Source organism: Microbacterium sp. B35-04, assembly GCF_010634885.1.
Lineage (GTDB): Bacteria > Actinomycetota > Actinomycetes > Actinomycetales > Microbacteriaceae > Microbacterium.
In genome coordinates this window covers 1-19,196 of the sequence record NZ_MWLP01000099.1, presented here as the reverse complement: position 1 = coordinate 19,196, position 19,196 = coordinate 1, and the positions used below count along the sequence as shown (strand labels likewise).

At 70.2% G+C, this 19,196-nt stretch carries 16 protein-coding genes and 1 pseudogene; 3 read left to right on the top strand and 14 right to left on the bottom strand.

Going from position 1 to position 19,196, the window contains the following annotated elements:
- The 7 genes and pseudogenes from B1729_RS18295 to B1729_RS18265 all read right to left on the bottom strand — a co-directional run.
- A pseudogene (locus B1729_RS18295) lies at positions 1-415 on the bottom strand (shikimate dehydrogenase); the annotation flags it as partial.
- A complete protein-coding gene (gene mltG / locus B1729_RS18290) occupies positions 409-2,109 on the bottom strand; it encodes an endolytic transglycosylase MltG (protein ID WP_239539706.1) in 1,701 nt (566 codons plus the stop codon). The pseudogene B1729_RS18295 and the gene mltG, both read right to left, overlap by 7 nt.
- Entirely contained in the window at positions 2,109-2,576 is a 468-nt protein-coding gene (ruvX, locus tag B1729_RS18285; RefSeq protein WP_163634187.1) for a Holliday junction resolvase RuvX, read from the bottom strand. The genes mltG and ruvX overlap by 1 nt, the downstream gene beginning before the upstream one ends.
- Before the next feature lie 13 nt (positions 2,577-2,589).
- The gene (gene alaS, locus B1729_RS18280) at positions 2,590-5,247 is read right to left on the bottom strand and encodes an alanine--tRNA ligase (RefSeq protein ID WP_163634185.1); all 2,658 of its coding nucleotides are present in this window, start codon (positions 5,245-5,247) and stop codon (positions 2,590-2,592) included.
- Between the two features lie 91 nt (positions 5,248-5,338).
- Complete coding sequence (locus B1729_RS18275; RefSeq protein ID WP_163617141.1) at positions 5,339-5,635, bottom strand: ATPase; 297 nt, start codon at positions 5,633-5,635, stop codon at positions 5,339-5,341.
- A 168-nt stretch (positions 5,636-5,803) separates the two neighbouring features.
- Positions 5,804-6,433 (bottom strand): 30S ribosomal protein S4, encoded by a 630-nt coding sequence (gene rpsD / locus B1729_RS18270; protein ID WP_163617142.1) that lies wholly within the window; start codon positions 6,431-6,433, stop codon positions 5,804-5,806.
- A gap of 240 nt (positions 6,434-6,673) precedes the next feature.
- Entirely contained in the window at positions 6,674-7,987 is a 1,314-nt protein-coding gene (locus B1729_RS18265; RefSeq protein WP_163634189.1) for a replication-associated recombination protein A, read from the bottom strand.
- Between the two features lie 357 nt (positions 7,988-8,344).
- On the opposite strand from B1729_RS18265, the gene B1729_RS18260 reads away from it, so the two are divergent.
- The 3 genes from B1729_RS18260 to B1729_RS18250 all read left to right on the top strand — a co-directional run bounded on the left by B1729_RS18260 (position 8,345) and on the right by B1729_RS18250 (position 11,227).
- Complete coding sequence (locus tag B1729_RS18260) at positions 8,345-8,650, top strand: dioxygenase (protein WP_163617143.1); 306 nt, start codon at positions 8,345-8,347, stop codon at positions 8,648-8,650.
- 109 nt (positions 8,651-8,759) lie between these two features.
- Positions 8,760-10,511, top strand: coding sequence for a DUF349 domain-containing protein (locus B1729_RS18255; RefSeq protein WP_345770831.1), 1,752 nt, complete (start codon positions 8,760-8,762; stop codon positions 10,509-10,511).
- A 158-nt stretch (positions 10,512-10,669) separates the two neighbouring features.
- Entirely contained in the window at positions 10,670-11,227 is a 558-nt protein-coding gene (locus B1729_RS18250) for a hypothetical protein (RefSeq protein WP_163634183.1), read from the top strand.
- On the opposite strand, the gene B1729_RS18245 is transcribed toward B1729_RS18250, so the two are convergent.
- The 7 genes from B1729_RS18245 to ruvC all read right to left on the bottom strand — a co-directional run bounded on the left by B1729_RS18245 (position 11,206) and on the right by ruvC (position 19,117).
- Entirely contained in the window at positions 11,206-13,455 is a 2,250-nt protein-coding gene (locus B1729_RS18245; protein WP_163617145.1) for a bifunctional (p)ppGpp synthetase/guanosine-3',5'-bis(diphosphate) 3'-pyrophosphohydrolase, read from the bottom strand. The two genes, B1729_RS18250 and B1729_RS18245, sit on opposite strands and share 22 nt — an antisense overlap.
- Before the next feature lie 57 nt (positions 13,456-13,512).
- Positions 13,513-14,505 (bottom strand): protein translocase subunit SecF, encoded by a 993-nt coding sequence (secF, locus tag B1729_RS18240; RefSeq protein WP_163634181.1) that lies wholly within the window; start codon positions 14,503-14,505, stop codon positions 13,513-13,515.
- On the bottom strand, positions 14,505-16,229 hold the full coding sequence (gene secD, locus B1729_RS18235; protein ID WP_163617147.1) for a protein translocase subunit SecD: 1,725 nt from the start codon (positions 16,227-16,229) through the stop codon (positions 14,505-14,507). Before secD ends, secF begins: the two co-directional genes overlap by 1 nt.
- A gap of 44 nt (positions 16,230-16,273) precedes the next feature.
- Positions 16,274-16,732 carry a preprotein translocase subunit YajC gene (locus tag B1729_RS18230; RefSeq protein ID WP_163617148.1) on the bottom strand — a complete coding sequence of 153 codons (459 nt, stop codon included), beginning with the start codon at positions 16,730-16,732 and terminating at the stop codon, positions 16,274-16,276.
- An 84-nt stretch (positions 16,733-16,816) separates the two neighbouring features.
- A complete protein-coding gene (gene ruvB / locus B1729_RS18225) occupies positions 16,817-17,842 on the bottom strand; it encodes a Holliday junction branch migration DNA helicase RuvB (RefSeq protein ID WP_163634179.1) in 1,026 nt (341 codons plus the stop codon).
- Complete coding sequence (ruvA, locus tag B1729_RS18220; RefSeq protein ID WP_163617150.1) at positions 17,835-18,461, bottom strand: Holliday junction branch migration protein RuvA; 627 nt, start codon at positions 18,459-18,461, stop codon at positions 17,835-17,837. The genes ruvB and ruvA overlap by 8 nt, the downstream gene beginning before the upstream one ends.
- Before the next feature lie 77 nt (positions 18,462-18,538).
- Complete coding sequence (ruvC, locus tag B1729_RS18215; protein WP_204260008.1) at positions 18,539-19,117, bottom strand: crossover junction endodeoxyribonuclease RuvC; 579 nt, start codon at positions 19,115-19,117, stop codon at positions 18,539-18,541.
- Positions 19,118-19,196 lie beyond the last annotated feature (79 nt).

Genomic DNA, 19,196 nt, shown 5'->3' with positions numbered 1-19,196 from the left:
ACGTCGACGCCGAGGTCGCCGTCGCGCCGGCGCCGACGATGCGGGCGCGTGCCACGTCGGTGATGTCGTCATCGGCCAGGGCCCGCACGATGCCGCCGACATCGGTGTTGAAGCCGCGCGCGCCGGCGAGGTCGAGCAGCAGTGTGTTGACGGCTCCCGTCAGCTCGGCCCGGCGGTCGTGGGTGGACGCCGCCGCGAACGCGACGCCCTTGAGCGGCATCGTGAGCGAGAGGCCGCGCCAGCTGTCGTCGAGGTCGGCGAACTCCGCCGCGAACGACGCCTCGTCGACCCGGCGGAGCCCGTACGACCAGTCCAGGCCGAGCACCTCATAGGCGGCGGCGTGCAGCTGCGGCGAGCGGCTGTGCGCGATCGGATCGCCCCAGACCTCCAGACGCGTCGCGCGCGGGCTCAGCACCCCTGGTCCGGGTGTTCGCTGCACCACTGCTGCCACTGGTCCACGTATTTCAGGTGCTCGCTGTACGTGCTCGTGAACTGGGTCTCGCCGGTGTCCAGGTTGACCGTCACGAAGTACAGCCACGGCCCGTCCGCCGGGTGCATCGCGGCGTTGATGGCGACGTCGCCGGGGTTGGAGATCGGACCGATCGGCAGCCCCGTGTGGTAGTACGTGTTCCACGGGTTCGGATCGTTCAGCGCCTCTTCAGACGAGCTCACCGTGCCGTCGTGCATTTCGCCGAAGCCGTACTGCGCCGTCGAGTCCATCTGCAGCTTGCCGAAGGTCTCTTGGTTGCCGGGATCGAGACGGTTGAGGATGACCCGCGAGACCTTCTGCATGTCGACCTCGTAGCGCGCCTCGCGCTGGATGATCGACGCGGTCGTGAGGATCTCCTGGCGCCTCTCGACGGGAACGCCGGCGGCATCGAGCGACTGCACCGTGCGGTCGACGAGCGTCTGGATCGCCGACTGCGCCGTCACGCTGGGGTCGAACGTGTACGTCGCCGGGAACAGCCATCCTTCGAGCGGCTGCCCCCCTGTCGCGACGATCGCCGGATCGACGGGGACGCCGTACGCAGACGCGTCGGCGGCGGCGGCCTGCAGATCGGCGAGCGGGATGCCGGTGCCCTCGGAGATCCGCTCGAGCGTGCCGTCGACGGTGTAGCCCTCGGGGATCTGCGCGGTGAACTCCTGCTTGTTCGCCGCATCGAGGAGCGCCGCCAGCGCCGCCTCGCTCGTCATCTGCTTCTGGAGCTTGTACACGCCCGGCTGGAACATCGGGTTCTGCCCGCTCGTGATGAGGTAGTCGTAGAACGCGTCGGCGGTCTTCGTCACACCGGCGTCGAACAGCGACTGCGAGATCGGCGAGCCGGTGTCGCCCTGGGCGATCGTCACGTACGTCTCGCCGTTCGCGAGGCCCGCCTCGTAGTCCTTGGGCTCTTCCCAGCCCATGACCTCGCGGATCTGGTCTTCGTACGTCGTCCACACGTAGTACGCGCCGCCGGCGATGCCGCCGAGGATCAGCAGCACGACGCCGAGGGCGATCCAGCCGCCGATGCGGCGGCGCTTCTTGTTCTTCGCTGGCGGCACGTTCCCGATGTCCTCCGTCGAGGTCGAACCGCTGAACAGATCGTCGAGGGTCGCGACGGGCGCCTGTCGCGCCTGCTCGCGCCGGGCATCCCGAGGTGCCGCTGATGGGGCCGACGCGGTCGGCCCCGCCGGCGATGCGGCGGAGCCCGGCGCGGTCGAGGCGGCCCCGGAACGGCTGTACGGCATGGCGGGACCCACGCCGGCACCGGCGAAGATCCACGAGTCGTCCGCGGCGGACGATTCGACGATGTCGACCGGCTCCGTCGTCGGCCGGGGCGTGCGCAACGGGACGGGCTGGAACCCGCTCCCCGGCGCGGGCTCCGCGGCGGGCGGCGGGGCCGCCGGAGCGGCCGGCGCGGTGGGACCGCTCCCGACGATGGGTGTGGCGCCTGTGATGAGTGATTCCCAGGTCGTTGCCGCCTCCGCCGGTGCGGGAGCCGCCGGCGCGGGAGTCGGCGCAGCCCCAGCCTGAGTCGGCGTCTCACCCGTCGCCGCTCGCCTGGCCGCTTCGCGGGCAGCGCGGCGCGACGGGGGAACTGCTTCGCCGTCGGGCGATGAGTCGGGCATCAGGCGGGCTCCTGGGGGACGGGGGTTCCGGGGGGTCGTCCGGTGCTCTTCTCGACGTCGAGCGCTTGCTGGAGCAGGACGACCGCGGCGACCTGGTCAACGATGGTACGCGAAGAACGCTGGGATCTGCCCGAACTGCGCAGTGCCGCGTGTGCCGACACGGTCGACAGCCGCTCGTCGACGAGCCGCACCGGAAGAGCGGATGCCGCAGCCAGGGCCGCGGCGAAGTCCCGGGCGTCCTGCGTCGACGCAGTGTCCTCACCGCGCAGATTCATCGGCAGGCCCACGAGCAGTTCGACCGCGGAATACTCCTCGGCGAGGGCCGTGATCCGCCCCACCGATGCGTCGTCACGCGGCACCGTCTCGACCGGCGTGGCGAGCAGACCGTCGGGATCGCACGTCGCCACACCCACGCGGGCTTTGCCCACGTCGATGCCGAGCCGCCGGCCCCGCCTGAAATCGCTCATCGGCACCGGCCGTTCACGCGGCGAGCGCGTCCTTCACGGCGGTCAGCGCCGAAGGCAGGGCCGCGGCATCCGTCCCACCGCCCTGGGCGACGTCGTCGCGTCCGCCGCCGCCGCCGCCGAGCACACCGGCCGCGCCCTTCGCGAGCGCGCCCGCCTTGGCGCCGGCCGTCCGCGCGGCGTCGTTGGTCGCGACGATCACGACGGGACGGTCGTTCACCACCGCCCCGAGTGCCACCACGGCGGCCTCGGAGCCGAGGCGCTCGCGCACCTGCAGCGCCAGCGAGCGGACGTCGTCGGCGGATGCCGCGGTGCCGAGCGACTCCGCGACCACGAGCGTGTCGCCCACGCGCGTCGCGCCGGCGGCGAGGGCGGGAAGGCGATCGCCGAGAGCCTTGGACTCGAACGCCGCGATCTTCTTCTCGGCCGCCTTGAGGCTCGCCTGAAGCTCGGCGATGCGGGCGGGCAGCTGCTCGCGCGGCGCCTTCAGCGACGAGGTGAGCTGCGACACGAGGGCGCGCTCAGCGGCCAGCGAGCGGAACGCGTCGAGGCCGACGAGCGCCTCGACCCGCCGGTTGGACGCGCCCACCGACGACTCGCCGACGAGGCTGATTATGCCGATCTCGGCGCTCGTCGACACGTGCGTGCCGGCGCAGAGCTCGCGCGACCAGGGGCCGCCGATGTCGACCATGCGCACGGTGTCGCCGTACTTCTCGCCGAACAGCGCCATCGCGCCGAGCGACTTGGCCTCATCGAGGGCGAGGACGCGCGTGGTCACCTCGAGGTTGTCGCGCACCGCGTTGTTCGCGATCTCCTCGATCTCGGACTTGGTGTCGTCCGACAGGGCCTGACCCCACGAGAAGTCGAAGCGCATGTAGCCGGCCCGGTTCAGCGAACCGGCCTGCGTCGCGGTCTTGCCCAGCGTGTCGCGGAGCGCCGCGTGCACCAGGTGGGTCGCGGAGTGGGCCTGACGGGCGGCGCGGCGGTTCGCGGCATCCACCACCGTCGTCGCGGGCTGACCCACGCCGACCTCGCCGATGGAGACCTCGACGGTGTGGCTGATGAGCCCGGGAACCGGCTTCTGAACGTCGAGCACCTCGAGCTCGTAGCCCGGGCCGACGATGACGCCCTTGTCGGCGACCTGGCCGCCCGACTCGGCGTAGAGCGCGGTCTCGGCCAGGATCACCTCGGCGATCTGGCCGACGCTCGCGCGGTCGACCGAGACGCCGTCGACGAGGACGCCGAGCACCTGCGACTCCGCCTCGAGGTCGGTGTAGCCCGTGAAGACGGTCTCGCCGTGGGCACGCAGGTCGCGGTACACGCTCGTGTCGGCGAGCTGGCGCTTGCGCGCCCGTGCGTCCGCCTTGGCACGTGCGCGCTGCTCCTGCATCAGTCCGTCGAACGCTGCACGGTCGACGCTGAGCCCCGCCTCCTCGGCGATCTCGAGCGTCAGGTCGATCGGGAAGCCGTAGGTGTCGTGCAGCAGGAACGCCTCCGAGCCGGTCAGCGTGCTGCCGCCGGTGGCCTTGGTCTCGGCGAGCGACTCGTCCAGCAGGGACTCCCCCGCCGCGAGCGTGCGGAGGAAGGTCGCCTCTTCGGCGAGGGCGTACTGCGAGATGCGCGCCCAGTCGGCCTCGACGACCGGGTAGGCGTCCTTCATGGCGTCGCGGGACGCCTCGAACAGGACGCTGAACGTCGGCCCGTCGACGCCGAGCAGGCGCATGGAGCGGATCGCACGGCGCATGAGGCGGCGCAGGATGTAGCCCCGGCCGTCGTTCGCGGGCGTGACGCCGTCCGACATGAGCATCAGCGACGAGCGGATGTGGTCGGCGACCACGCGGAACCGCACGTCGTCTTCGTGGTTCGCGCCGTACGTGCGGCCCGACAGCCCGACCGCCTTGTCGAGCACCGGACGCACCTGGTCGGTCTCGTACATGTTGTCGACGCCCTGCTTGATGAACGCGATGCGCTCCAGGCCCATGCCGGTGTCGATGTTCTTGTTCGGGAGTTCGCCGACGATGTCGAAGTCGTACTTCGAGCGCACGTTGGTGATCTCGTACTGCATGAACACGAGGTTCCAGATCTCGACGTAACGGTCGTCGTCGGTGGCGGGGCCACCGTCGATCCCGTACTCCGGACCACGGTCGAAGAAGATCTCCGAGCACGGACCGGCGGGCCCCGGAAGGCCGGTGCTCCAGTAGTTCGTGTCCTTGCCGAGGCGCTGGATGCGCTCCTCGGGCAAGTCGGTGAGCTTCAGCCAGAGATCGTGCGCCTCGTCGTCCTCTTCGTAGACGGTGACCCACAGGTCCTTCTGATCGAAGCCGAGTCCGCCGTCGGCTTCAGGACTCGTCAGCAGATCCCAGGCGTACCGGATGGCGCCTTCCTTGAAGTAGTCGCCGAACGACCAGTTGCCCAGCATCTGGAAGAAGGTGCCGTGACGCGGCGTCTTGCCGACCTCTTCGATGTCGTTGGTGCGGATGCACTTCTGGTTGTCGGCAGCACGCGCATACGGCGCAGGGACGTCGCCCGAGAGGTACGGGATGAACGGCACCATGCCGGCCACCGTGAACAGCAGCGCCGGGTCGTCGGTCACCAGCGATGCCGAGGGGACGATGGTGTGGCCGTTCTTCTCGAAGTAATCGAGGAAGCGCTGTGCGATCTCGGCGGTCTTCATACGGGTCCTTGCGTGTGCGTGCGAATGCGTGCGTGTTCTGGGGTATCCGGCGACCGGTGCCGGGGCGCAGGCGCGGAAAGGGGGCGGCGGGTCAGTCGGTGAGCTTGTCGGCCGCGTCATCGGCCGCGTCGGCGACCTTCGCGGCGACATCGGATGCCGCAGCCCGGGCTGAGCCGACGGCGTCGGCGGCGGCATCCCGCACGTCGTCGACCAGACCGGCGAAGCGCGCTTCCTGCTCGCGATAGGCGTCGCCCATGCGGTCGGTGAACTCCGTGATGCGGGCGTCGACGTCGGCCAGCATCTCGTGGCCTCGCGGATCCTTGTCCATCAGGTGCGCGAGCACGAACCCGCCGGCGATGCCGAACAGGAACCACAGGAGGTTCTTCATGTCACCACTTCCTCGCGGGCCGCTGGGGCGCGGCATCCTCCCATCGTAAGCGGAAACGTCATGGCCATGCCCTGCCGGCCGCGCTCGGGGTGGGACGACGAAGGGCGCCGGGGTGAACCCGGCGCCCTTCTGCTTCGGCCGTTGAGCGAGCGAAGCGAGACGAAACGCTTAGCGCGCCGCGTAGTACTCGACGACGAGCTGGACTTCGCAGACCACGGGGACCTCGGCGCGCTTCGGGCGACGCACGAGACGGGCCTGCAGCTTGTCGAGCTCGACCTCGATGTAGCCGGGAACGGGCGGCAGGACCTCGGCGTGACCGCCGAGCGCTGCGACCTGGAAGGGCTCGATGCCCTCGCTCTTGGCCTTGACGTGGATGAGCTGGCCCGGCTTCACGCGGAACGACGGGCGGTCGACGAGCTGGCCGTCCACGAGGATGTGGCGGTGCACGACGAGCTGGCGCGCCTGCGCGGTGGTGCGGGCGAAGCCGGCACGCAGCACGAGCGCGTCCAGACGCATCTCGAGGAGCTCGACGAGGTTCTCACCCGTCAGGCCCTGGGTGCGGCGGGCCTCGTTGAACGTGTTGCGCATCTGCTTCTCGCGGATGCCGTACTGCTCGCGCAGACGCTGCTTCTCGCGGAGGCGGACGGCGTAGTCGCTGTCCTGCTTGCGCTTGGTGCGGCCGTGCTCACCCGGCGCGTAGGGGCGCTTCTCGAGGTACTTGGCTGCCTTGGGGGTCAGCGCGACGCCGAGGGCGCGGGAGAGGCGGACCTTGCGGCGGTCCTGGGACTTCGTTGCCACGAAGTGTTCCTTTCGATGACGCTGCCGTGGCTTTCACGGCTCGCGGACGTATCGCCCTGTCTTCGCCCTTTCCGGACTGCACGCCGGGGCATGCCGGAAGGTCGTTCAAGAAGAGAGGGGATGCCCGAAAACTGCGTTTCGAGCCCCTCAACCCTACCAGATCCGCCGCGCCGCCTTTCTGGGGGCGCCACGGGCGCCCCGCGGTGCGGCCGACGCGATGCGCCGCGCGGTGACCGGCGGTCAGCGTTCGCCGTCGAGGATGCGGCGGATCTTCTCCAGACGGGCCTGCACATCGCGCTCTGCCCCGAGTGCTTTCGGCTCGTAGTAGCGGCGCCCCTGCAGTTCGTCGGGCAGGTACTGCTGCGCGGCGATGCCGATCTCGGCGTCGTGCGGGTAGACGTAGCCCTTGCCGTGGCCCAAGCGTTTCGCTCCCGGGTAGTGCGCGTCGCGGAGGTGCACGGGCACGCGGCCGAACCCGCCCGCGCGCACGTCGGCGATCGCGGCGTTGATCGCGAGGTAGGCGGCGTTGGACTTGGCCGTCGTGGCGAGATACGCCGTCGCCTCCGCCAGGGGGATGCGGCCCTCGGGCATGCCGATGAACTGCACCGCCTCGGCGGCGGCCACCGCCATCGGCAGCGCATGGGGGTCGGCGAGCCCGATGTCCTCTGCGGCCGAGATGATGAGGCGGCGCGCGATGAACCGGGGGTCCTCCCCCGCCTCGATCATCCGCGCCAGATAGTGGATCGCGGCATCGACGTCCGAGCCGCGGATCGACTTGATGAAGGCGCTGATCACGTCGTAGTGCTCGTCGCCCTGGCGGTCGTAGCGCAGCAGCGCGCGGTCGACAGCCTGCGCGACGTGGTCGGGTGAGATCACCGGGACGCCGTCGGCGGCATCCTCGTCCGCGTCTTCGTCGCTCTCGCCTTCCTCCGGCACCGCCAGCGACGCCGCCGCTTCGAGGGCCGTCAGCGCCCGCCGGGCGTCGCCCGAGGCGAGGCGCACCAGCGCGTCGCGGGCCTCGTCGCCGAGCGCGACCGCTCCGGCCAGCCCGCGGGGATCCGAGACCGCACGATCGAGGAGCATGCGGAGGTCATCGTCGGTCAGCGGCTTCAGGGTGAGCAGCAGCGAGCGCGACAGCAGCGGCGAGATGATCGAGAACGACGGGTTCTCGGTGGTCGCCGCGATGAGCACCACCCAGCCGTTCTCGACGCCCGGCAGCAGCGCGTCCTGCTGGGCTTTCGTGAACCGGTGGATCTCGTCGAGGAACAGGATCGTGGACTGTCCGTACAGGTCGCGCTGGGTGAGCGCCTCCTGCATGACCTCGCGTACGTCCTTCACCCCGGCCGTGACCGCCGACAGCTCGACGAAGCGCCGGCCCGACGAACGGGCGATGGCCTGCGCGAGCGTGGTCTTGCCTGTGCCGGGCGGGCCCCACAAGGTGACCGAGGTCGCGGCGCGGGCCGCGGCATCCGGATTCGCGAGCGTCACGAGAGGCGAGCCCGCCCGGAGCAGGTGCGACTGCCCCGCGACCTCGTCGAGCGACGTCGGACGCATCCGAACCGCGAGCGGCGTCAACCCCTGGAAGAGGGCTGTCGGTGCACCACCGCTCCCCGAGGCCCCACGCGACGCGCCGCCGGCGCGTGAAGAGGGGGCAGGAGCGGTCATCTCACCAGGCTATCCCGCGTCCACGACACGGGATCGGCTGCGGTTTGGTCGCCGCCGTGCGGCCCCCGTAGGATCAACCCGCCCGGGGCGCTGACCCGCGTGCACGCCGGGGCCCAGGCGTGGGCACAGAGACTCCTGGTGCTCTCACGCCGCACGGCGGCGCACGAGGCAGCGAGCGTGAGCCAGGGTGGACGAGCCTGACGCAAGACCGAACGAGCCTGACGGAAAACCGAACGAGGAGGTCACGTGGCGAACGGTGGCAAGAACCGTGATGCGCGGGCTGCGCGCGACCGCACCCGACTGTACGAGGCGCGGCGTCAGTTCCATGAGGGGCAGGCACGCCGCCGCACGCGTGACAACCTGATCGCCGGCATCGTCGGCGGTGTTCTGGTTCTCGGTCTGATAGGTGCCCAGACGGTGTACTTCGTGGCCGGTCCCGGTGCCCCAGAGCCCGCGCCCTCTTCCACGCCGACGCCCACAGCGCCCACGCCCGCGCCGACTCCTTCGCCGACGACGCCCGAGCCGAGCGCGACACCCACCCCGACGCTCTGAGATCTCGGGCTCCGAGCCGCGGCACCATCGGAGACGAGGCATCCGCCGTACTAGGCTGTGAGCCGTCCTACTCCCTACAGACGGCGCGAGCCGCGATGAGGTGCATCCCGTGACTGCCGCAGCAGATTCCCAGCCCGAAACCGACGCCCCCGAGGCACCCGACAGCGACGCCGCTGTCACCGCGAACGAAGTGGAGATGTCGGAAGACGCCGTTTCCGAGGCAGCCGCCGACACCGCCCCGGAAGGGGCCGAGGATTCCGGCTCTGCCGAGGAATCCTCCGACGCCGAGCCCGCGGCAGGGGGCGAGCCCGAGCCGGCCGCTGAGGCGGAGCCCGCGGCTGACACCGATGCCGAACCGGCAGCGGACGCCGACGAGCCCGCGGTGGACGCCGAGGAGCCCGCGACTGAGGCCGAGCCCGAGCCGGTCGCTGAGGCCGACCTCGAGCCCGCGGTTGAGGCCGAGCCCGCGGTTGACGCGGAGCCCGCGGCTGAGGCCGAGACCGCGGCTGACGCGGAGCCCGCGGCTGAGACCGACGAGGACGCGGCTGAGCCTGCTGAGGCTGACCTGCCTGTTGCGGCCGCCAAGCCGGCGGCGCCCAAGAACGTCGTTGCGATGGCGCCCGCCGCACCGGCTTCCGACGAGCCATGGGGCCGCGTCGATGAGGACGGCACCGTCTCGGTCCGAGAGGCCGATGGCTGGCGCGTCGTCGGGCAGTACCCCGACGGGTCTGCCGAAGAGGCGCTCGCCTACTTCCAGCGCAAGTACAACGACCTGGCCAGCGAGGTGACCCTCCTCGAGGTGCGTCACCGCCGCGGCGGGGCATCCGTCGCGGATCTGCGTTCGACCGCGCGCACGATCAACGGCAAGCTACGGGATGCTGCGGCCGTCGGCGATCTCGCGAGCCTCGCCGCCCGTGTCGCCGCACTCACCAAGACGCTTGCCGCCGAGTCCGAGACCGAGGCCGTGGCTGCGCGCGAGGCCGTCGACGACGCCGTGAAGGCGCGGACGGAACTCGTCGAGAAGGCGGAGGCGCTGGCGGCCCGCGACCCGCGCACCGTGCAGTGGAAGCAGGCCACGTCCGAGCTCAACTCGCTCTTCGACCAGTGGCAGTCGCAGCAGCAGAACGGCCCGCGGCTGCCGAAGTCGACCGCCCAGCAGCTGTGGAAGAGATTCCGCGACGCTCGCGCGACGGTGGACAAGCACCGCCGCGCGTTCTACGCCGAGCTGGACGAGGCGCACAAGGGCGTTCGCGACCGCAAGACGCGCCTGGTCGAGCGGGCCGAGGCCCTCGCGACGAAGGGCGAGGACGGCATCCCCGCCTACCGCGACCTGCTCGACGAATGGAAGACGGCCGGTCGCGCCGGCAAGAAGGTCGATGACGCGCTCTGGGCGCGGTTCAAGGCTGCCGGTGACGCCCTGTACGGCGCGCGGATCGAGCGCGAGACGGCCGATCTCGAAGCCTCCCGCGAGAAGATCGAGCTCAAGCGCGCGCTGCTCGAAGAAGCGAAGGTCGTCGCCGACGAGCGCGACATCGCGAAGGCTCGTGCCACCCTGACGGGGGTGCAGCGCCGCTGGGACGAGGTGGGCCGGATCTTCCCGCGCGACACCGAGCGCTCGCTCGACGACGAGCTTCGTCGCATCGAGAACGCGCTGCGCTCGCGGGAAGAGGCGGACTGGAAGCGCAACGATCCCGAGCAGAAGGCGCGCGCGAACGACATGACGCGACAGCTGACGGACGCGATCCGCAAGCTCGAGGACGAACTCGAGGAGGCGAAGAAGTCCGGCGACAAGCGGGCCATCGCCACCGCGACTGACGCGCTCGAGGCGCGCCGGACGTGGCTCAAGGCGCTGGGCGGCTGATTCGTCGCCACTGAGCCGTCAGCCTCAGGCCGTAAACCCCACCCGTCACCATCAGGGGGGTCATAGACCCGGGCGCGGCGTGCGCGCTACGCCCGGGTTGTCCACAGGCGCCGTGCTGCGGCATCCGTGCTCCGTTCACGGTGCGGCAGACTTCGGACGTGGGATCGCCCTTCCTCTACTTCGCGGATGACCGGCTCTCGAGTGCGGAGCTGACGGCCGCCTGCCTCGACGGGCACCTCGTGTCGCTGGGCGACGCCTACATGCCCGCGGATGCGGTGGAGACGCGGGCGTTGCGTGCCGGCTCGCTGGCGCGCACGCTCGGCGACACGCTCGCCGCCACGCATCTGACAGCCGCCTGGATCCACGGCGGGCTGCCGGCGCCGCCCGTGCGCCATACCGTGCAGCGCGCGGTGCCGCGCCGCCTCCACGTCGTCCCGCATCGGCAGCTGGTCTATCGCGACCTCGCCGTCGCGGCCGAGGACCTGCAGCTGATCGGTGGCGTGCTCGTCACCAACCCGGAACGAACCCTCGCCGACCTCGCCCGGGTCGGAGATGCCGAGCACACGCGGGCGGCGCACCTGCTCGCGGGCGCGGATCAGGATGCCGCTTCCCGCGCGATCGCCCGGCTCGAGACGGGGGTGCTCCCCCACAAGCGGGCGGCGCTGGGGTGCCTGCGAGAGATCGTCGCCGGGCTTCAGGAGGACGTCACGCGGTAGACGTCGTAGACGGCGTCGATGCGACGCACGGCGTTGAGCACACGATCGAGGTGGACGATGTCGCCCATCTCGAACACGAAGCGGCTGAGCGCGAGGCGATCGTTCGAAGTCGAGACCGTCGCCGACAGGATGTTGACGTGGTGCTCGCTGAGTACGCGCGTGACGTCGCTCAACAGGCCCGAACGGTCCAGCGCCTCGACCTGGATCTGGACGAGGAACACGCTCTTCGTCGTCGGCGCCCACTCGACCTCGATCATGCGCTCCGGGTCGTCCATCAGCGACTTGACGTTCGTGCAGTCGGTCCGGTGCACCGAGACGCCGCTCCCGCGGGTCACGAAGCCGACGACTTCGTCGCCCGGCACGGGCGTGCAGCACTTCGCGAGTTTGACGAGGATGTCGGGGGCGCCGCGCACGAGGATCCCCGAGTCGCCGCCGCGCGGTGCGCGGGTGCGCCCGACCACCGGCAGATCTATCGGACCGGTCGTGGTGTCGTTGGCGGCGACGAGCGCGGTGACCTTCTCGATCACGGACTGGGTCGAGACATGGCCTTCGCCGACCGCGGCGTACAGCGCCGAGACGTCCTCGTAGCGCAGCAGGTGGGCGACCTCAGTGAACGAGTCCTGGCTCATCAGCCGCTGCAAGGGCAGGTTCTGCCGGCGCATCGCGCGCGCGATCGACTCCTTGCCCTGCTCGATCGCCTCCTCGCGACGCTCCTTCGTGAACCAGCCCCGGATCTTGTTGCGCGCGCGGGTGCTCCGCACGAAGCCGAGCCAGTCCTGGCTGGGGCCGGCATCCGGGTTCTTCGAGGTGAACACCTCGACCACGTCGCCGCTCTTCAGCTCGGACTCGAGCGGGACCAGCCGCCCGTTGACCTTGGCGCCCATCGTGCGGTGGCCGACCTCGGTGTGGACCGCGTACGCGAAGTCGACCGGCGTCGCGCCGGCGGGCAGCCCGATCACGCGCCCCTTCGGCGTGAAGACGTAGACCTCCTTCGCACCGATCTCGAAGCGCAGGGAATCGAGGAACTCCCCGGGGTCGGCCGTCTCGGCCTGCCAGTCGGAGATGTGGGCGAGCCACGCCATGTCGGTGTCGAGAGACTTGGAGTCCGGCTTGGCGCCGTTCATCTGCTCTTTGTACTTCCAATGCGCCGCGACGCCGTACTCCGCCTGCTGGTGCATCTCGTGCGTGCGGATCTGGATCTCGACGGTGCGGCCGCCCGGGCCGATGACCGTGGTGTGCAGCGACTGGTAGAGGTTGAACTTCGGCGTGGCGATGTAGTCCTTGAAGCGCCCCGGAAGGGGCGTCCAGCGTGCGTGGATGGCGCCCAGCACCGCGTAGCAGTCGCGGACGCTGCCGACGAGCACGCGGATGCCGATGAGATCGTAGATGTCGTCGAACTCGCGACCGCGGACGACCATCTTCTGGTAGACGGAGTACAGCTGCTTCGGCCTGCCCATCACGCGACCGCGGATGCGCAGTTCGCGAAGGTCGCTGTCGACGGCGTCGATGACGTTCTGCACGTACTGCTCGCGCTGCGGAGTGCGCTGCTTCACGAGGCTGTCGATCTCGGCGTAGAGCTTCGGGTGCAGCACCGCGAACGAGAGGTCCTCGAGCTCGGACTTGATCGCCTGGATGCCGAGCCGGTGTGCGAGCGGCGCGTAGATCTCGAGTGTCTCGGTCGCCTTCTTGCGTGCCTTCTCGGGCGGGACGAAGCCCCAGGTGCGGGCGTTGTGGAGGCGATCAGCAAGCTTGATGAGGAGCACGCGGATGTCGCGCGACATCGCCACGATCATCTTGCGGACGGTCTCGGCCTGGGCGCTCTCGCCGTACTTGACCTTGTCGAGCTTGGTCACGCCGTCCACGAGCATGGCGACTTCGTCGCCGAACTCACTGGTGAGCGTCTCGAGGGAGTACTCGGTGTCCTCGACCGTGTCGTGCAGCAGCGCCGCGGCGATGGCCCGAGGCCCGAGACCGAGATCCGCGAGGATCTGCGCCACGGCCAGCGGATGCGTGATGTACGGCTCGCCGCTCTGGCGCGCCTGCCCGGAGTGCGCCTTCTCGGCCGCCGAGTAGGCGCGCTCGACGATCGACAGATCGCCCTTCGGATGGTGCGTGCGCACCGTCCGCAGCAGCTGCTCTACGTCATCCCGGCGCGCGGAGCGCGAGAAGATCCGCGGCACCAGGCGTCGCAGGGACGAGGACTGGGCGGGGGGAACGGTCTCGGTCATGCGATGATCCCCTCCCCTCCGCCGGACCTCCCAATCCTACGCCCGAGCGGCGAGGCCTCAGGCCGGGGTACCTGCCAGCTCGCGCGCCGCCACGACGCGCGTGTCGCGCGTCTTGATCGGCTGCTCGTTCTCACGCAGCAGCGAGTACAGTGGCGCCGCGACGAAGATCGTCGAGTACGCGGCCACGATCGTTCCCACGAAGATCGACAGCGACAGGTCGGTGAGCGTCTGCGCACCGGCCCAGATGAGCCCGATGAACAGGATCGCACCGGTCGGCAGGATCGCGACGATCGTCGTGTTGATGGACCGCACGAGGGTCTGGTTCACTGCGAGGTTCACGGACTCGCCGAACGTGCGCCCCGAGACCTCGCCGTCTTCGCTCGTGTTCTCTCTGATCTTGTCGAACACGACCGTCGTGTCGTACAGCGCGTACGAGAGGATCGTCAGGAAGCCGATGACGGCGGCGGGCGAGATCTCGAAGCCGAACAGCGCGTACACGCCGATCGTGATGACGAGCACATCCACCAGGCCGATGATGGCCGAGACCGACATCTTCCAGGTGCGGAAGTACAGCGCCAGGATGATGAACGTCAGGGCGAGGAAGATCGCGAGGCCCCACAGCGACGTTCGCGTGACATCGGCGCCCCAGCTGGGACCGATGAAGGCGTAGCTGACTTCGCTCTCGGGCACGTCGTACGCCTCGGCGAGGGCCGCGGAGATTTCGCGGCTCTCGGCATCCGTCACCTGATCGGTCTGAACCCGCACCGCGTCGTCGCCGATCGTGACGACCTTCGTCGTCGCTTCCGGCACGACAGAGAGCACGGCGTCGGTCGCGAGCGACTGGTCGACCGGCGACGCCACGCCGCTCACGGTGAACTGGGATCCGCCGGTGAACTCGATCGAGAACTGGATCGGGCGGAACAGCGGCACCAGCGCCGAGCCGATCACGAGGAGGGCGGCGATGAGGAACCACAGGCGTCGCCGCCCGACGAAGGGGAACGAGGTCTTGCCCGTGTAGAGGTCGTTGCCGAGCTGGCTCATGGAGCGCATCAGTCGTCTCCCTCCTTGACGGTCTTGCCGGGTTTCGCGCTGTCGGCGGCGGCCAGTTCGGACTGCTTGCGTTCCGCGATGGTCTGGCGGCGGGCGGCTTCGCCGCGCGCCTTGACGTTGCGGCGTCCGGCGGCGCCGGCAGCGAGCACCGGCTCGCGGAACTGCGCCCGGCCGCGGTAGACAGCTCCGAGAGCCGTCGGGTCGAGCCCGGACAGCGGATGCCCCGACCCGAAGAATCGCGTGCGCGCCAGCAGCTGCAGCACCGGGTGCGTGAACAGGATGAAGATGAGGACGTCGATCGCCGTCGTCAGGCCGAGCGTGAAGGCGAAGCCCTTGACCGTCGAATCGGCCAGGATGTACAGCACCACGGCGGCGAGGATGTTGATCGACTTCGAGATGTAGATCGTGCGCTTCGCGCGACCCCAGCCGTCTTCGACGGCCGACGTGATCGACTTGCCGTCACGCAGCTCGTCTCGGATGCGTTCGAAGTAGACGATGAACGAGTCCGCCGTGAAGCCGATCGTCACGATCAGGCCGGCGACACCGGCGAGCGAGAGGCGGAAGCCCATGCGCCAGGCGAGGATGCAGAGAGTGACGTAGGTCAGCACTGCCATCACCGCCAGCGACGCGATGATGATGAAGCCCAGCGCGCGGTAGACGATGAGCGAGTAGATCGCGACGAGCACCAGGCCGATGAGGCCGGCGATGAGCCCGATCTGCAGCTGCTGCGAACCGAGCGTCGCCGAGATCGAGTTCGAGCTCTCGACGGTGAAACTCAGCGGCAGCGCGCCGTACTTCAGCTGGTCGGCGAGGACCTTCGCGGTCTCCTGCGTGAAGCTGCCCGTGATGCTCGGCTTGCCGTCGAGGATCACGCCGTTCATCGACGGTGCCGAGAGGACGTAGCCGTCGAGCACGAACGCGAACTGGTTCAGCGGTGCCTGCGCGCCGTACAGCCGCTGGCTGATCTCGCCGAACGTCGTCGTGCCCTCACCGTCGAACGAGAGGTTGACCGCCCACTGGTTGTTGGTCTGCTGCAGGCCGAACGTCGCATCGTCGATCGACGAGCCGTCGAGCTCGACCGGGCCGAGGATGTACTTGACACTGCCGTCGGCCTCGCACGTGATCAGCGGCTCGTCGGCCGGTGCGTTCGCGGGGTCGTTGGCCGGGTCGGCGCAGTCGTAGGCGAGGAACTCCGCCTGCAGCGCCGGCGTGATCCACGCGGTGTCGCTGCCGTTGGTCGGCGCCGTCGTCGGCGTGGCCTGGAGGGACGGGTCCGGCGTGGGATATGGCGTGGCGGTGCCGTCTTCGCCGACGAACGTGTTGGCCGGCTCGCCCGCATGCAGCACGGCGCGCAACTGGAGCTGCGCGGACGCCTCGATGCGGTTGCGAGTCTCTTCGTCGGCCTGACCCGGGATCTGCACGACGATCTGGTTACCGGCTTGAGTCGTCACCTCGGCCTCGCCGACGCCGGAGGCGTCGACACGCTGGCGGATGATCGTGACCGCCTGCTCCATCTGCTCAGCAGAGGGGTCGGCGCCGTCCTCGGTCTGCGCCTCGAGGACGATCTGCGTGCCGCCCTGCAGGTCGAGCGCCAGTGCGGGCGTCCAGGAGCTCTGTCCGAACACGTACACGCCGAGGGCGTTGATGCCGAACAGGAGCGCGGTGATCGCGAGGAGTCCGGTCAGCGCGCGCCATGCATGCCGGACGGGAGTGGATGTCGCCACGTCTTTGCTTTCTTGAGAGCCCGAACGGGCGAACGGACGGGGCTTCAGCCCTGCGACTTCGTGCCGGGTTCGGCGTCGGGCTCGGTCTTGTCCTTGCCCGTGGCGCTCTGGTCGTCGCTGATCGAGCTGATGTCGCCGTTCGCGACGCCTTCGGCGTACTCGGCGTGGCTCTCCTCGGCGGCGAGATACTCGTCCTCGGTGACCGAGCCGACCTCGGGGGTCACGACGCGGAGGATGGCCTGGCTGTGGACCTTGATCTGCACGCCGGGGGCGAGCTCGACGATCGCGGGCTGGTCGAGGTTGTCGGCGTCGTACGAGACGATCGTGCCGTACAGACCGCCCTGCAGCAGCACCTCGGAGCCGGGCACCGTCTGGCGGGCCTTCTCCTCCTGCTCGGCCTTCTGCTTCTGCATGCGGCGGCGCGAGCTCCAGAACATGAAGACGAGGAGCACGACCAACAGGATGATGAGGCCGTAGTTGCTCAGGAACGTAGCGAAGTCCATGGGAGCTGGAAGCACCTTTCGGGGGAGGCAGTCGCCGTGGGCGGCGTTGCCTTGCAGGCGGGGGTGGGCGTGAGCCTCCAGCGATTATAGGTCATCGAATCCCAGCACCGAGTCTGCCGCCGGCACCCCCAGGTGGGCGTAGGCCTCGGGCGTGGCGATGCGCCCCCGCGGTGTGCGTCCCATGAATCCGATGCGCACGAGGTACGGCTCGACGACGGACTCGATCGTGTCGGGCTCTTCGCCGACCGCGACCGAGAGCGTTCCGAGTCCCACCGGGCCGCCGCGGAAGCGGCGCACGAGCGCGTCGAGCACGGCGCGGTCGAGACGGTCGAGGCCGATCCGGTCGACGTCGTAGAGGTCGAGCGCGGCGTCGACGGCGGCGATGTCGGCCCCCGTGCGGCCGTGAACCACGAGGTAGTCGCGCACGCGGCGCAGCAGGCGGTTCGCGATGCGGGGCGTGCCGCGCGAGCGCCGCGCGATCTCGGCGCGGGCGGCGGGTGGCAGGGTGACGCCGAGCATGGCGGCGGAGCGCTCGATGACCCGCTCGAGCTCCTCCGGCTCGTAGTACTCGAGGTGGGCGGTGAAGCCGAACCGGTCGCGCAGCGGATTGGGAAGGAGCCCCGACCGCGTCGTCGCGCCGACGAGGGTGAACGGCGCCAAGTCGAGCGGGATGCTCGTCGCGCCGGCCCCCTTGCCGACCATGATGTCGATGCGGAAGTCCTCCATCGCGAGGTACAGCATCTCCTCGGCGGCGCGCGCCATGCGGTGCACCTCGTCGATGAAGAGCACCTCGCCGGGCGTGAGACTGGACAGCAGCGCGGCGAGGTCGCCCGCGTGCTGGATCGCCGGACCGCTCGACAGGCGGAGAGGGCGCCCGCTCTCGTACGCCACGATCATCGCGAGCGTGGTCTTGCCCAGCCCGGGAGGACCGGACAGCAGGATGTGGTCGGCGGGTCGCTGCTGGATGCGCGCGGCGTCGAGCAGCAGCTGCATCTGGCCGCGCACCTTCTGCTGGCCGACGAACTCGGCCAGCGAGGAAGGTCGCAGCGCACCCTCGATCGCGAGCTCCGTCTCGTCGACGGGCTCTTCGGCTTCGCGCACGTCAACCACTCACCGGCTCCTTCCGCGCGGGGCCGAGGGCGGCGAGGGTGCGGCGCAGCAGTGCCGGCACCGACGAGCGATCCGCATCGGCCGCATCGGCCGCCACGGTCTCGACGGCATCGATCGCGACGCGCTCGGACCAGCCGAGCCCGACCAGCGCCTGCACGACCTGTGCGGGTATCGCGGCGGCGGTCGCGGCATCCGTCCCGCCGGTCGCAGCGGGCCGTGTCACCGCGATCTTGCCGGCCAGCTGCAGCACGATGAGCTTGGCGGTCTTCGGGCCGATACCCGAGACGCGGCGGAACGGGGCGTCGTCGTCGGCCGCCACGGCATCGGCGATCTGCGGCACGGTCAGCGTCGCGAGCACACCGAGCGCGGACTTCGGGCCGACGCCGGTCACTCCCAGCAGCTGGCCGAACACGGCCAGCTCTTCGCGCGACTCGAAGCCGAACAGCGACAGTGCGTCCTCGCGGACGATGAGCGACGTGTGGAGCGTGACCGCGTCGCCGAGGTGCGTGCTGCGCGCCACTTGGGGTGTCACCGCCACGTGGAGGCCGACTCCCCCGACCTCGACCACGACCGCATCCGCATCGACGTGCACGGCGGTGCCGCGGACTGAGGAGATCATGGCTCGAGCCTACGATGCGGTTCGGACGTTTGTTCGAGCGACACGCGCCCGGCACGGCGGATCGGCGCCGCCTCGGCTCAGCGGCGCGAGAGACGCTCCGCGTCGGCCCATGCCCGCTGGGCCGGAGTGAGAGGACCGGATGCCGCCGCCGTCGCCGGCGACCCGCGCCAGGCGTGGCAGAGCGCCAGGGCCAGCGCGTCTGCGGCATCGGCGGGCTTGGGGAGCTCGTCCAGCCGGAGCACGCGGGCGACCATGGTCTGCACCTGCCGCTTGTCGGCGTTTCCGTACCCCGTGATCGCCGCCTTCACTTCGGACGGCGTGTGCGTGGCCGCGGCGATGCCGCGCTCCCCCGCCACGAGCAGGGCGATGCCGCTCGCCTGCGCGGTGCCCATCACCGTCGCGCGGTTGTGCTGCGCGAACACGCGCTCCACGGCGACGACGTCAGGAGAGTGGGCGTCGAGGACAGCGCGGAGCCCGGTCGCGATCAGCGCCAGCCGCTCCTCGATCGGGGCGCCGGGATCCGACCGGACTACTCCCACGTGCACGAGGACCGCCGAGCGATCCGGAGCGACGTCGACGACACCCACGCCGCAGCGCGTCAGGCCCGGGTCGATGCCGAGCACGCGCAGGCGGCCGCGCGAGGTTCCGGATGTCACTCCCCCACGTTAGGCGAGGAGGACGGACGCCTCGCCCAGGCGCGCCTGGGCGAGGCTCGGCCCACGCGCCCCGAGGCTC

Coding starts and splice junctions, on each gene's coding strand:
- B1729_RS18265 (WP_163634189.1), bottom strand. CDS start 7,987: ATGCGTCCGACGTCGCTCGACGAGGTCGCGGGGCAGTCGCACCTGCTC.
- alaS (WP_163634185.1), bottom strand. CDS start 5,247: ATGAAGACCGCCGAGATCGCACAGCGCTTCCTCGATTACTTCGAGAAG.
- B1729_RS18245 (WP_163617145.1), bottom strand. CDS start 13,455: ATGACCGAGACCGTTCCCCCCGCCCAGTCCTCGTCCCTGCGACGCCTG.
- B1729_RS18230 (WP_163617148.1), bottom strand. CDS start 16,732: ATGGACTTCGCTACGTTCCTGAGCAACTACGGCCTCATCATCCTGTTG.
- ruvA (WP_163617150.1), bottom strand. CDS start 18,461: ATGATCTCCTCAGTCCGCGGCACCGCCGTGCACGTCGATGCGGATGCG.
- B1729_RS18275 (WP_163617141.1), bottom strand. CDS start 5,635: ATGAAGAACCTCCTGTGGTTCCTGTTCGGCATCGCCGGCGGGTTCGTG.
- ruvX (WP_163634187.1), bottom strand. CDS start 2,576: ATGAGCGATTTCAGGCGGGGCCGGCGGCTCGGCATCGACGTGGGCAAA.
- secF (WP_163634181.1), bottom strand. CDS start 14,505: ATGCGCTCCATGAGCCAGCTCGGCAACGACCTCTACACGGGCAAGACC.
- mltG (WP_239539706.1), bottom strand. CDS start 2,109: ATGCCCGACTCATCGCCCGACGGCGAAGCAGTTCCCCCGTCGCGCCGC.